General features: G+C 64.1%; 10 protein-coding genes and 1 pseudogene. 4 read left to right on the top strand and 7 right to left on the bottom strand.

The genetic code is table 11. The features are described 5' to 3' along the window. The first annotated feature begins 79 nt into the window (after positions 1–79). Positions 80–1,546, top strand: a complete 1,467-nt coding sequence (cls, locus tag C560_RS0101170; RefSeq protein WP_026536813.1) for a cardiolipin synthase — start codon at positions 80–82, stop codon at positions 1,544–1,546. A gap of 302 nt (positions 1,547–1,848) precedes the next feature. Here cls and C560_RS20915 read toward each other — a convergent pair whose 3' ends face one another. The 5 genes from C560_RS20915 to C560_RS0101145 are packed head-to-tail and all read right to left on the bottom strand — an operon-like array spanning position 1,849 to position 10,401. Beyond that, positions 1,849–2,745, bottom strand: coding sequence for an alpha/beta hydrolase (locus tag C560_RS20915; RefSeq protein ID WP_081801575.1), 897 nt, complete (start codon positions 2,743–2,745; stop codon positions 1,849–1,851). Positions 2,746–2,790: 45 nt separating this feature from the next. After that, positions 2,791–4,236 carry an NAD-dependent epimerase/dehydratase family protein gene (locus C560_RS0101160; protein ID WP_026536811.1) on the bottom strand — a complete coding sequence of 482 codons (1,446 nt, stop codon included), beginning with the start codon at positions 4,234–4,236 and terminating at the stop codon, positions 2,791–2,793. Between the two features lie 5 nt (positions 4,237–4,241). Further along, entirely contained in the window at positions 4,242–6,524 is a 2,283-nt protein-coding gene (locus C560_RS0101155) for a glycoside hydrolase family 3 C-terminal domain-containing protein (RefSeq protein WP_051532933.1), read from the bottom strand. Next, a complete protein-coding gene (locus C560_RS0101150; RefSeq protein ID WP_026536809.1) occupies positions 6,521–9,037 on the bottom strand; it encodes a glycoside hydrolase family 78 protein in 2,517 nt (838 codons plus the stop codon). Before C560_RS0101150 ends, C560_RS0101155 begins: the two co-directional genes overlap by 4 nt. A gap of 20 nt (positions 9,038–9,057) precedes the next feature. Next, positions 9,058–10,401, bottom strand: a complete 1,344-nt coding sequence (locus tag C560_RS0101145; RefSeq protein ID WP_026536808.1) for an MFS transporter — start codon at positions 10,399–10,401, stop codon at positions 9,058–9,060. A gap of 125 nt (positions 10,402–10,526) precedes the next feature. Between C560_RS0101145 and C560_RS0101140 the strand changes: the two genes are divergently transcribed. Continuing rightward, positions 10,527–11,522: a LacI family DNA-binding transcriptional regulator gene (locus tag C560_RS0101140; RefSeq protein WP_051532932.1), complete on the top strand. Its 996-nt coding sequence runs from the start codon at positions 10,527–10,529 to the stop codon at positions 11,520–11,522. A gap of 288 nt (positions 11,523–11,810) precedes the next feature. Here the strand turns inward: C560_RS0101140 and C560_RS23715 are convergent, their stop codons facing one another. Then, the gene (locus C560_RS23715; protein ID WP_051532931.1) at positions 11,811–12,044 is read right to left on the bottom strand and encodes a helix-turn-helix domain-containing protein; all 234 of its coding nucleotides are present in this window, start codon (positions 12,042–12,044) and stop codon (positions 11,811–11,813) included. A 93-nt stretch (positions 12,045–12,137) separates the two neighbouring features. Continuing rightward, a pseudogene (locus tag C560_RS23710) lies at positions 12,138–12,395 on the bottom strand (hypothetical protein); the annotation flags it as partial. On the opposite strand from C560_RS23710, the gene C560_RS23705 reads away from it, so the two are divergent. Beyond that, positions 12,384–12,578 carry a hypothetical protein gene (locus C560_RS23705; RefSeq protein WP_231494242.1) on the top strand — a complete coding sequence of 65 codons (195 nt, stop codon included), beginning with the start codon at positions 12,384–12,386 and terminating at the stop codon, positions 12,576–12,578. The pseudogene C560_RS23710 and the gene C560_RS23705 sit on opposite strands and share 12 nt — an antisense overlap. A 397-nt stretch (positions 12,579–12,975) precedes the next feature. Beyond that, on the top strand, positions 12,976–13,377 hold the full coding sequence (locus C560_RS0101120; RefSeq protein WP_051532930.1) for a DUF1003 domain-containing protein: 402 nt from the start codon (positions 12,976–12,978) through the stop codon (positions 13,375–13,377). Positions 13,378–13,587: the final 210 nt, after the last annotated feature.

Here is a 13,587-nt window from a genome sequence, read left to right as displayed (position 1 = left end):
CTATTCGGATATTTTGACGGAACCAAGAGACGGGTGCCGGTCCGACGGCGTTCGCGCCTTGAAGTACGTTTAGGCAGCCGTGCGCGGATTCTTCCAGGACGCTGAAACGTTTGCCTTGCTCCTGCTGGCGGCCCACATACTACTCGTGACCGTCGCAGCTGTCCTGGTGTCGATGAATCGCCGCCCATCCTCTGCCATTGCCTGGGTGCTCGCCATAATTTTCATACCGATCCTTGGTGCCGTCGCGTATTTCTTTGTTGGTTACTCGAAACTGCCCAAGGCACGCAGGGAAAAGCAACGCGAAGTCAACGCTCTTGTCTTGGCGCGGACCGAAGGCAGCCCGCTCGTTAGCCTCGGGCTTGATTGGCCGGATTGGCTGCATTCGGCCGTGGTGCTGAACAGCAACCTGGGGGCGCTCCCTATGGTCGCGAATAACAGTGCGACCCTGTTGGGCGACTACAACGGAGCTTTCGATGCCATGATTGCTGACATTGATTCGGCCACGAGTTATGTCCATGTGGAGTTTTACATCCTGGTTTTGGACGCAACGACAGAACCGTATTTTCAGGCGCTGGCACGGGCGCGACGACGCGGCGTTGACGTGCGGGTTCTGTCCGATCATCTGGCTGGCCTGAAGTTCCCCGGCCGGAAAGAAACCTTGGAGTTCCTCCAGGAGATAGGGGCGGAGTATCGCCCCATGCTGCCGGTGCGGCCGTGGCGTGGCGAATGGCAGAGGCCGGACCTGCGCAATCACCGGAAGATCTGCGTCGTCGATGGCCGCGTGGGATTCACGGGGTCCCAGAACGTCATCGACGCGAGCTACGACACGAAGAGCAACCTGAAGCGCGGGCTCCAGTGGCACGAGTTGATGATGCGCGTTGAAGGACCTGTGGTCCGGGAGCTGGATGCGGTGTTCGCGACCGACTGGTACAGCGAAACGGGTGTGATGCTGTCCCTGAATTCCAGCGCCATAGGCGTCAGCCATCATTCTGCGCTCGTCGACGCACAGGTCCTGCCCAGTGGCCCCAGCTTCGACAACGACAACAATTTGAAGCTCTACGCAACGCTTATCCACAAAGCTGAGCGTCGCGTCAGCATCACCAGTCCATACTTTGTCCCGGACGAATCCATCCTGATGGCTATTGTCACGGCAGCCGGGCGGGGGCTAAGCGTCGAGCTCTTTGTTTCCGAGGTGGGGGACCAGAGCATGGTTTATCACGCTCAGCGTTCGTACTACGAAGCACTGCTCCGCGCTGGCGTCAGGATTTATCTTTACCGGGCGCCCAAGGTGCTGCACTCCAAGCACTTCACTATCGATGAGGAGGTTGCGGTGATTGGGTCCAGCAATATGGATGTGCGTTCCTTCAGCCTCAACATGGAGGTATCGGTACTTGTGCACGGGCGCGATTTTGTGGACGCAATACGCGGGATCGAAGACGGGTACCGCGTGGAAAGCCGCGAACTGCAGCTCGAGGACTGGATCCGGCGGCCCATAGCCCAAAAAGTATTCGACAACCTTGCGCGCCTGACCGCGGCCCTTCAATAGGGAACAGGTTCAAGCCCGACAGCGCTGCAAACACCGAAGCCCCTGCACGGAAACCCTGGACGTGATCAGGCTCAGTCGACGACAGCCGGTGCGGACAGGGAGTCCCGTTCCATTGGGTGAGTTGAGCGCCTGGTTGATGACGAGAGTCAGGTCTGGTTCCTTCCCTTGTCGTCCCCTGTCATCCCAGGGTGCGAAGCGGTTGCTCTTAGGCGGCCGCTTGCCGCGAGATCCGGGCATGAATGTCGGCATAGCTGTATTTGAGTGGCCGCCGGGTGGGATTCGCTAGCGTTCCTTTCGCCGGCTCATCGGGACGGGGCCGGTGCCTGGAGCCACGATGCGATGCGGTCGAGCCCGGCGTCCATTGCATCTGTTCCTGGCTTGTTCAGAAATCCGTGCCGGGTTCCTGGTAGATATTCGTTCTCGACGGGCACGTGGTGGATTCCCAGTTCGGAAGCGAACGCGTCGCCAGATGCGCGAAGTGTGTCGAATTCGGCATTGAGGATCAGGGTATGCGGGAACTTTGACACGTCTGCCCCGCCCGGGAAGGCGCGGGGGTCGTTCATGCTTTGAAGTGATCCGGCGTAGTTTCGGTTCATTCGCTCCACCGTTGCCGGCGTGAACTGCCATAGACCGCGGGGCCCCCGGAGCTTCTTTCGAAGCTCCGGGGGCAGCGGCGGCAGTTGTGCGTGGACGCTGGGATAGGCGAGCACCAAGGCCGAGGGCGCTGGTGTCGAGTGTCGGAGATCGTAGGTGGCGGCGGCGGCCAGGCACGCGCCTGCGCTTGCACCGCCAAGTGCAATCCGGGTGGTTTGCGCACCGCCATCGGACGCGGCGCGTGCCACCGCTTTGAAGGCGGCTGTGACGTCTTCGAGGGGTATGGGGAACCGGACTCCGGGTAGCTTCCCGGGGCGGGGTTTGCGAAATGGGCTCCATGGAGGCACGCGACGGTAATCCACCGAGATGACGTGGATCCCTCTGGCAGCCAAGCCGAGGCCGACGTCGTGACTCTCCGCTGCGTTCAGGTCCCCGTGAGAGAACGCGCCGCCGTGGAGCCAAACGAGTGTCGGGGTGGTGGCGCCTGCTGCACCGTACAGACGGGCCGGCACGGGCCCGTTGGGACCTGGGAACGCGGTGTCGGTGACGGTTTCGAGGATCCGCCCCGATCGGGCTGCGTCTTCGGATCCGGCGCGTAGTGGCATGGGTGAGCTCCTTATTATGTTTGAGGTCTGTTGGCCCGGCGTGTCTCAGGCGTTGACGGCCGGGGCGGGGTCAAGCTGGGCGAGGAACCGGTTGGCCGCGGCCTGGCTGACATAGTCAGTCGGGTCTTTGACGCACTCAGGGCACCAGTGTCCGGCTGCAAGGATAAGCCGGGGGCTGCCATTGAAGGTATGGCCTGAGGCGCATTGCCAGGTCAGTGGCGTGGAGGTGTCACCGGCGGTCATGGTTTGGGAGAGTAGTTGTCCGCCGCGGAATTCTGCCGCGTCTGTCATGTCCGCAGTTGTCCATTGGGAGCGGTCCTTGGATTCGTCGTAGCCGTGGTCCAGGAGCCGGGGTTCCTTGTCGGGCCGGGGAGGGGTGAAGGTGGACCAGTCGCCGAGGCTCTCCCATGCCTCCCGTGAGCCGAAGTATGCGTTGATCCTTGCGTGATCGTTATTTTCAATCCATGCCATTGTTCCGCGGGGCTTCTTGGTCAGGGGCTTCATCACGAGGTGTTTGATGACCGCAGCTGGGATTTTTCCGGCGAGCCGGACGCTGGCCGGTCCGGCCGCTATGGCTCGGGCAAGGGCATCCTCGAACGAGTCTCGACGGAAGGGGACGAGCTTCTCGAGCAGGTCCGAATCTGTGTACCACATGCCGTGAAAGTTGGTGGTTGCGAACCAGTTTCGGTCGTACCACTTGCGGACATCTTTCACGCCCATGGCGGCGGTCATTCGGGTCTGCAGTTCCCAGTTGGTGAGCCGCCAGCCGTCCCCGCCGCCGATGTTATAGATGCCGCCCCAGAATTCGTCGGGGACATCGTCTTCGCAGATGTTGGCCAGCAGGCGCGAGGCGTCTTCTACCGAGACCCATTCCATGACTCCGCTGAAGGTGGAGTGGGTCATGATCGGGTCGCGGGTTTCGAGGATTCCGGGGTGGAAGATGCCGGTCTGGCGCAGCGAGACCCAGTGCTTGAGTCCGGAGTCGATCAGTTCTCGTTCGGCGATGACCTTGCTCTGGCCGTATTCGTCGTAGTGCGAGACACGGAGGGGATCCCCGACCCGGCCCCAGTGGTGGGGCGGGTTGCGGTCCCCGCTTTGGGCGACGGTGCCGATTGTCACCAGGCGGACGGCGTCCGGGTCGGGCTGGGCTTTCACAGCCTTGATGACGTTCCGGGCGCCGCCGACGTTGACAGCGTGGGTGAGTTTGGGGTGGTCGTCGGCAAAGGGTGACACGACGGCGCCGGTGTGCAGGACGTAGTCGGCCCCGGTGACGCAGGACAGGACGGTGTCGTAGTCCGTGATGTCCCCATAGACAACGTTGAGGTTGTCCATGCCGGTGAACTGCCCGATGACGCCGGTGTCCTTCTTCGTGGGGAGGACCAGGGCCACGATGTCGAAGCGGTCGGCGCGTTGGGCAAATTCCCGGAGGATGTATTGCCCCCAGTTTCCGGTGGCGCCGGTGAGAAAGATCCGTTTTTTCTGTTTCTGCATCGGTTTCACTGAAATGAGGGTTCCTTGCTTGCTTCGATCAACTGATGAAGGGATTCGAGGGGGATGGTGACGCCGGGGAACTTGGCGAACTGGTTCATCGGCATGGAGTAGGCCATCTTGAGCCCGTCCTGCATTCCCTCAGCGGCCTGCCGCTGCTCCTCCGTCAGGGATGCGGTGATGCCCTCGATGAGCAGGGGGCCGACGACGGGGTGGGTGAACCATTCCTCGACGGTGGAGGTCAGGCTCAGAGGTGAGGGGCGCCCAGCGTCGCCGTCGAGCATGATCGTGGATCGGTTAGTGATGGCGTGGGAGGACCGGCCGACTTCAATGGAGTACAGGCCAGGCGTGACGGCCCATCGGTGGTCGGTGATGTCGTAGTAGGCGAAGGCCCGGCGGTCCAGATCGAAGGTTACTGTCCTGGAATCACCGGGGTCGAGGGTGACTTTTCGGAAGGCCCGCAGTTCACGCGCGGGGGTCCGGACCGGTCCTGCGGGAGCACCCACGTATATCTGCACAACATCAGCGCCGACGCGATCCCCGGTGTTCGTGACGGTGACCTCCACCGTGGCTTCGTCGAGGCCCACGCTCCTGGCACTGAGGTTCGAGTAGCTGAAGGTGGTGTAGCTCAGGCCGTGCCCGAAGGGGTACCGTGCGGGCACGTCCACAGTTTCGTGGAACCGGTAGCCGACGAGGACGCCTTCTCCATAGCGGACGTGGCCGGCCTCTCCGGGGAAGTTGATGAAGGAAGCGGTGTCGTTCAGACGGTAGGGGATGGTTTCGGCGAGCCGGCCGGAGGGGTTGGTGCGGCCGGTGAGAATGTCGGCGATGGCCCCGCCGCCTGCCTGCCCGAGGGCCCATCCTTCGATGATGGCGTCGACGCGATCGTGCCAGGGTTCCAGGGTCACCACGCCGCCGTTGGACAGGACGACGACGGTGCGGGCGCTGACCGCGGCGACGGCTTGGATGAGGGCGACGTGGTCGGCGGGAAGGTCAAGGTGGGTGCGGTCAAAGCCCTCGGATTCTTCCTTCTCCTCCAGCCCGACGAACACGATGCTGAGGTCCGCGCTGCGCGCCAGATCGGCAGCCTCGGTCCGGAGCAGCGCGGCGTTGGCGGTGACACGGTCGGAGCCGTATCCCGGCGCGTAGTGCACGCGGTCCGCGCCAAGGGCGCGCCGGAGTTCGTCGAGCGGGACGTCGACGCGGGTGGCGTTGACGTGCGAGCTGCCGCCCCCTTGGTAGCGGGGTTTCGCGGCGAACTCGCCCAGGACTGCCACAGCGGTTCCCGGCTGAAGCGGCAGCGTGTTGTTTTCGTTGCGCAGCAGCACGATCGACGCAGCTGCGGCGCGGCGGGCGAGGGCATGGTGCTCGTCGGCGTCAAAGGCGGTCTCGTCGTCCACCAGGGCTGTCCGCCGCTGCAGGGTGGCGATCCTCGCGGCGCTGGAATCGACGTATTCTGACGCAAGGCTGCCGCCCTCGACGGCGGAGATGACTTCTGCGACGGTGGTGCCGTCGGTGCCGGGCATTTCCAGGTCAAGGCCCGCCTTCAGGGCGGCAAGGCGGTTGCTGACTGCTCCCCAGTCCGAGATGACGGCTCCGCGGAAGCCCCATTCCGTGCGGAGGACGTCGGTGAGAAGCCACCGGTTTTCGGAGGCGTAGGTGCCGTTGATGCGGTTGTAGGAACACATGATGGTGGCCGGGTCGCTTTCGCGGACGACCCGTTCGAAGGCGGGAAAGTAGATTTCCCGCAGCGTCCGCTCGTCCACGTCGGAGCTGACCCGCATCCGGTCCGTTTCCTGGTTGTTGGCCGCGAAGTGCTTCACGGAGGCGCCCACGCCCTGGCTCTGGACACCGCGCACATAGGCAGCGCCGAGGACGCCGGTGACGAGGGGGTCTTCGGAGAGGTATTCAAAGTTCCGCCCGCACAGTGGAGAGCGCTTGATGTTGATTGCCGGGCCCAGGAGGACGTTGACGGACAATGCCCGGGCTTCCCGTCCCAGGGCGCGGCCGACCTCCTCCACGAGGTCCGGATCCCAGCTCGACCCCAGCGCGGTCCCGGGCGGGAAGCAGGTGGAGGGCAGGCTGCCATGGAGTCCGAGGTTGTCGGCCGTTCCTTCCTGGCGGCGGACGCCGTGGGGTCCGTCCACCATCACGATCGACGGGACGCCGGGTGCAGGTGGCGTGGACCAGAAGTCCCGGCCGGAGAGCAGCGAGGCCTTCTCCGCCAGACTCAGGTGTTGAATAGATGCCTTAGTAGTTGCGGCGTCGGCGGCAGTGATCTCGGGGCTCATGCGGTTACCTCGTTTGCGGATTTCAGGACGTTTTCGATGGCTTCGGAGAAGCCGGCGGGGCTCATCGGGATCATGCCGAGCATGTCCTTGATAGTGAGGCTTTTGGCGTCCGGGCTGTTGCCGTCCAGCGGGACGCCGGGGAAGAACGTGGCGAAGGTTGCTGCGAAGCTTTCCCAGACATTGGGGTCCTGGGCCAGGACTCCGAAGGTGGTGTCCAGACTGTAGACGGGCCGTTCGTTGTAATCCTGGGGCACCTGATAGCTCCAGGAGTGGGTTCCAGGTCCGACTTCAAGGACGACGCTGTCCGGGTGCAGCGGAAGGACGACTTCAGCGCTGGTGCCCTCAGGGACGGTGATATCCAGGGTCACGGTGTCCTCCTCGATCTGCCAGGACGTAGAGGCTTCGCCGTAGGGGGTGAGGTGGCGTGCGGAGGCGCTGGTGAGGTCTCCTCCCGGTTTGGGTGCGATGCGGATTCGTTTGTAGCCGGGTTCCGCGGGAGCAAGGCCGGCGACGGTGCGGTGCATCCAGTCAGCCACCGCGCCAAGCGCGTAGTGGTTGAAGGAGGTCATGCCGCCGGGGTTTATGCTGCCGTCGGGGCGCATGGAATCCCACCGTTCCCAGATCGTGGTGGCGTCCATGGTGACCGGGTAGAGGAACGACGGGCACTCTGTCTGCAGCAGAAGTTTGTAGGCATCATCCAGGTGCCCGGTCTGGGTGAGGGCGTCACAGAGTACGGGGGTGCCCACGAATCCGGTGGAGATGGTGTACTTCGCCTTCGCGACCAGGGTGGCCAGCTCCTCGCCAGCCCGTTCCTTCTGCGCGTCGTTGAGGATGTCGAAGGTGATGGCGAGGGCGTAGGCCGTGGCGGAGCCGTTGACCAGACGCCCCGACGGTGCGACGTACTCGTCCCGGAAGGCCTGCTTCACCGTCTCGGCCAGCAGGGCAAACCTCGTCTGATCGTCCAAGTGCCCGAGGATCCCGGCTGCTTGGGCCATGACCTGGGTGACGCGGCAGAAGTAGGCGGCGGCGACCAGATGGGGTTCCGTCTTGCCGTTGGCGGGGTTTTCCGGCGGGGCGTCCGGGTCGAGCCAGTCGCCGAACTGGAATCCGGAGTCCCAGAGGCCGTTGGGGTTCAGCAGCCCTTCAACCTGGGTGGTGAAGTCCCGCATGGAGGTGTAGGCGTTGGTGAGGATCTGCCCGTCGCCGTAGGCCTGGTAAAGGGTCCAGGGCAGCAGGACGGCGGCATCTGACCAGACGGCGGTGGTCATTGGTGCCGCGTGAGTCTGGAAGTCGGGAATCACCATGGGCACGTAGCCCTTGTGCGCTTGTTCCAAGGCGAGGTCCCGCAGCCAGGATCCAAGGACACCGCGGACATCGTACAGATATGCCGCGGTGGGCCCGAAGACGTTGATGTCTCCGGTCCATCCCAGCCGTTCGTCGCGCTGCGGGCAGTCGGTGGGGAGGCTGACGAAGTTTCCCTTCATCGACCAGACGGTGTTGCTGTGCAGCTGGTTCAGGAGCGGGTTGGAGGATTCGAACCAGCCAGTCCGTGTCATGTCGGTGTGGATGACGACGGCGGTGAGCTTGTCCGCGGTCAGCTGTCCGGGGTATCCCTCGATTTCGACGTAGCGGAACCCATGGAACGTGAAGCGTGGTTCCCAGGTCTCCACACCGCCGCCGCGCAGGGTGTACGTGTCGGTTGCTTTCGCGGTGCGCAGAGGCCGGGTTCCCAGCTCGCCGTCTTCCATGACTTCGGCGTGGCGGAGCGTAATCGTGGTGCCGGTGTTCCCCTCGGCGCTGAGCCGGATCCAGCCGACCAGGTTCTGGCCGAAATCGGCGACGGTCTTGCCTGACGGCGTCGTGATGAGCCGCTGGACTGCGACTTCCTGGATGCGCCGGACCGGTTCCTTCGTCGGGGCCTCAAGGGTCTCCAGGTCCCAGTCGATGACCTCGACGCCCGCCCAGCTGGAGTCGTCGAATCCCGGGGCGGACCAGCCGGTCTGTTCCTGACGGGCGTCGTAGTGTTCGCCGTCGTAGATGCTGTCGGTAACAACCGGACCCGGTGCCGTCAGAAATTCCTTGTCGGTGGCTACAGTTTCGCTGTGGTCGCCGTAGTCGAGTTCGAGCTGCATGAACAGACCCGGCCGGTCCGCGAAGATGTTCTTTGTGGGACCGGCCCCCTCCCAGCCGAGCCGTCCCCGGGCCCATCCTTCGCCGACCATTGCACCGAGCGTGTTGGCGCCGTCGTGGAGCAGATCGGTGACGTCGTAGGTGCTGTAGTTGAGCCGGTGCCGGTAGGTCGTCCAGCCCGGTGCCAGGACCTCATCGCCGACGCGCTGGCCGTTGAGGTAGGCCTCGACGAACCCGAGGGCGGTTACGTGAAGTACGGCGCGTTGTACCTTCGACGCCTTGAAGTCGCGGCGGAAGAGGGGTGCAGGGCGTGGCCCGTCGGTGGTTTTGGAGGAGGTGAGTGGTGCGATGAACCTGGCGGTCCAGGGGAGGGAGGCAGTCATGGGATTCTTTCGAGGTTCTCTTAGCGGACGGACTTGATGCGGAGGACGACGAGTCCACCGAGCAGGGTGATGCCCGCTGCCACGAGGTAGAGCAGCGTGTAGTTCTTCTCGGCCGCCGTGGCGCCAATGGTGAGGAACAGCGGCGCGATCAGCGGGGCCGCGGCCTGGGGGATTGAGGTGGCGAACCCGGTGATGCCCAGGAAGCGGCCGGCATTGGTCTTCTTCTCGGGGAGGACATCCAGGAGCAGGGCCTGGTCCACGGCGGAGAATCCGCCGATGCCGATTGAGGTCAGCACGGAGCCGACGACGATGATGGGCAGGTCGTGAGCGAAGGCCATGGCAACGATGCCTGAGGCGAAGATGATGGCTGCGGCCAGCACAATGGGCTTCCGACGGCGGATCCTGTCGGAGAGGAAGCCGCCGCCGATCGCGCCGACCGTGGTGGCGAGGATGCCGATGCCGCCGATGGTGGCGATGACCCCGGCGATCTCCTGCAGGGAGACGCCGAGCCGGGAAGCCATGAAGAACGCGGTGAATGTCGTGTTCAGCGTCAGTCCGAAGTAGAACAGGAAGCGGGCGAGCCAGTTCCAGCTGAAGTCCGGGTACTGCTTCGGGTTGTAGACGTACTTCGAAGCGATCAGCCGGAGACTCAAACGGTCTTCGAAAACCAGGCTCTTGCTTGATTCTTCGCGGACGAAGAGGACGAACAGGAGGCAGGTCACGACGCCGACGATGCCCGGGACGAGGAACAGCAGCATGTTGTTGGTCATGAGTGACCCGGCGGACACGACCCCGACGACGGGGCCGATCTGGTTGGCGAAGCCGACCAGGCCCGAGACCTTGCCTCGCTGGGACTCCGGCAGCCGGTCCGCCTGGGAGGAGTTCAGGCCTGCCAGTGCCTGGCCCCAGCCCAACTGGGCCAGCACCCAGCCGAGTGCCAGCACCACAATGCTGTCCGCCGTGGCCATGACTATGAGGGAAACGAGTCCGAGGGCGGTGCCGGCGATGATAAAGGGCCGGCGTCGGCCGAGACCGGTCCGTGTGCGGTCGCTGAGGGTGCCCAGCATTGGTCCAGTCAGCATGACCACCAGCGATCCGGCGCCGAGGATGTATCCGAGGTTCTGCTCCTGGCCAGGCGTGATCTGGCTGACCTTGACAGCCAGGGAGATCGCGATAGGAGTGATGAATGCAATGAAGACACCCAGTTGGGCCAGAACCATCAGCCAGATGTATTTGGCGGAGACCTTGGGGAGGTCAGACTCTTCTGACGGCGCTGTAAGGAAGAGTGCTTCTTCGGTTGCCAGCAACCCCGCTGCAGGGGATTCGGTAGCAGTGGACACCGGCGGCGTCTCAGGAGAATTCATTCGGGACTCCATTGTCGAAAATTCGGAGGGGGGAATTTCACTAGTACGTACTAGTGATGGGTAGGATGCTAGCAAGGCATACTGAGGCTGGCAAGAACTTTTTGTAACGATTCAAGGAGATGGGTGTGACGACAACCGTGGGACGGCGCACTACTGCGGCGGATGTTGCGCGCAAGGCGGGCGTTTCACCCGCCACGGTGGGTTTCGTGCTGAACCGGACCAAGGGCCAGACGATCTCCGAGGAGACCCGGGCACGCGTTTTGGCCGCCGCCCAACAGCTCAACTACAAGCCGCACCAGGCCGCACGGGCACTCCGAAGCGGACGCAATAAGATCGTCCTTCTCGTTCTGCCCGACTGGCCGCTGGAGCACAGCCTGCGGACAAATCTGGAGGTGCTGACCCACGCCCTGGCAGCACACGGCTATGTCCTGGTCACGTTCACGCCGCTCCCCGAGAGCACTGCCACACCACTCTGGGCGATCCTGGAGCCGGCCGTCGTCATCGGGTACGCCCCCTTCTCCAAAGAAGACATCGCAGACATGAAATCCCTGGGCATCAACAACGTCATCCCTTCACCGGACGCAACTGCGGCCCCGGCATCGACTGACTTCGCCTCCGGGCCTCGACTCCAGGCCGAGCACCTCCTGAGCCTTGGCCACCAGCGGCTGGGGTATGCCTGCCCACCGGATCCGCGGCTCCGGGACTTCATCCAGGAGCGGCTCCAATTGGTGAATAGGGTCTGCGCCGAAGCGGGTATTTCCCAGCCCATTGTCCGCCAGGTCAACTACCAGGATGACTCGGGAGCAGCTGCTGCGGCTGAGTGGCGGGAAGCAGGAGTCACCGCCGTGATTGCCTACAACGACGAGACGGCAGCCGACGTCATCGCCGGTGCCGTCCGAAGCGGCATCAGGGTCCCCGAGGATCTCTCCGTCGTAGGCCACGACAACTCACCCCTCGCGGAACGATTCATGCCGTCCATCTCCAGCATTGCGGTCGACATGGAGCGGCTGGGCACATACACGGCGGCCATCGCCCTGCACCTCGCAGAGGGTCATCCGCTGCCCGATCCGCCCAGTGGAACAACATCGCTTGTCCGGCGGGAGTCAGCCATTCCGCTATAGGCGCCTTGTTCGTGCGGCGGCTCATGAAGGTGAAGAACATGGTGGCGCCCGGCAGGGGCGTCACTAGTGCTCACACATCCGGCTCAGCTAGTTGAGGTGACATCTGGCGTCACCTGTCTTCACTGGTGAGTGGGGGTGATGCTGCAGGGTGATCATGCCGGCTGGTCGGCAGGGCGAATCTTGTCAGTACAAAAAGGAACCGCGTCCCGATGATGTGGGGTGCGGTCGGTGGCTGCAGTGTTTGGAGTTGGCCAATCTGGGGTGTGGATATTGATGCTCCTATACACGTCAAGGTTCTCTGAGCCAGGTTTCGTAGCGCTGGTGGAAGACATCATCCCGGCTGAGTCCGCGTTCCACGCGGGACAGGGCGGTGCGCCAGACGTGGAGGGCGTCGGCGGCTTGCGGAAGGGTCAGGTGCTTGGCTGTGCGTGTTGTCCGGAGGGTTCCGGCGTCGGGTGCGGGGCGCGGGTGGCGGAGTTGGTCGTAGATTTCCCGGCCGACGTAGCGTTTGAGGCAGCGCATGATTTCTTTGGTGCTTTTGCCCTCCTGACGCCGTCTGGCTACGTAGGCCCTGGTTCTGTTGTCGTAGCGCATCCGCACGAGGGCCACGTGGTGGATGGCTTTGTTGGCTTGCCGGTCGCCGGCGCAGCTGAGCCGGTGGCGGGAGGTCTTTCGCGCAGCATCGGTGCGTGGAAGGCGAGGATGGCATCGAGTTCGGCATCGATCTGTGCCAGCTCGTGGTGCAGGTGCCGGTAGCGGACGGCGAGCCGTTTCAGCACGGTCGCGGTGCTGGCCAGCGGCTCGGAGGCTGGTCCGGCGGGCCGTGTCCTCTCCAGTGCGGCCATCAGGGCCGGGCTCGTCATGGCCCGGTATTTGGCGCGGATGCTCTTCGGCGCGGTCACCAAGATCGCCCTGACCTGGACCATCACGGCGACCCGGGCGCGCATGGCGGTGGCACGTTCCGCGCGCAGCACCCACAACGATTCCACCGCCCCGTCGCGGGATTTCGGGGTGGTGGCGGCGCGGCCGGCGAGCCCCGATTCGGCGGCCTGGTAGGCATCGAGCGGGTCGGATTTGCACCGCGGTATCGTTCCAGCTGTCAGACTACGCCGCGGCGATCCAGGATCCGCCGTCGGTGATCACCACCCGGGGTGCGCGGAACCGCTGCAGCAGCGCAGCCCAGGCGGCCTTCTTCTCGGTGTCGCACCACTGCCAGCCGATCACGAAATCGCCGGCGATGGGACCTAAGCCCCTACCGTTCCTGTTCGGACGGCCAAAACTGGAGGTGAAAGACCGCGTCCTTCCACGGTGCTCGAGCAGCTGTTGGAGGCGGCTGAGCGTCCTTGGCCGCCTCGAGGCGGCGGAGCATCCCGGGACCCGCCGTCGACGCCATAGTGCAGTGACTGCCACCGATCGTAGCGTGGCTCGTCCGCCGCAACTTCCAAGGAGAGCAATGGCCCGACTCCATCCGCCGCCGCCACTGCGCGAACACCCGGTCGTGACCAGGTTCCGGGAGCGGCGTGCCGAGCACCCGCAACTGAGGATCGCCGATGCAATCACCAGCTTTGCCGGATCGATGCCTTTCGTTTACGTCCGCGTGGTCGTCTTCGCCGGGTGGAGGCTGTTCGTCGAGAAGAGCCCGTGGCCGACGCTGACCCTCGTCGTTTCGCTGGAGTCGATCTTCCTGTCGACCTTCATCATGATCGGGCAGAACCGCGCATCCGCCTTCCAGCAGGAAAAGGCTGATCACGACTTCCTCGAGCAGGAATCCGAACTGAAGAACAACACCGAACTCACCCGCGAGATCCATAAACTCACGACTGAGCTGCATCGACGTGTGATCGGTCAGGGATGACCGCCGCCTACGGCCCGAAGAGCGCCGCCCCGTTTACCCAGAGGCCCCTGGCAGTTCGTGGCGTGCGCTGGCCGCGGTTCCGGCGACACGGCGGCATACCTCGCGCGGCTTCGCCTTCGTCAGCGCCGTCGCGCAGACCCTGCCCACCACGCCGACTGAACGCCGCGGTGACTCGTTCGAGCAGATCCGACACCGGTTGGGTCGGGGCGT

This window comes from Arthrobacter sp. 9MFCol3.1, assembly GCF_000620385.1.
Lineage (GTDB): Bacteria > Actinomycetota > Actinomycetes > Actinomycetales > Micrococcaceae > Arthrobacter.
The sequence above is the reverse complement of the archived record's forward strand: the minus strand, read 5'-3'. Positions and strand labels throughout refer to the sequence as shown.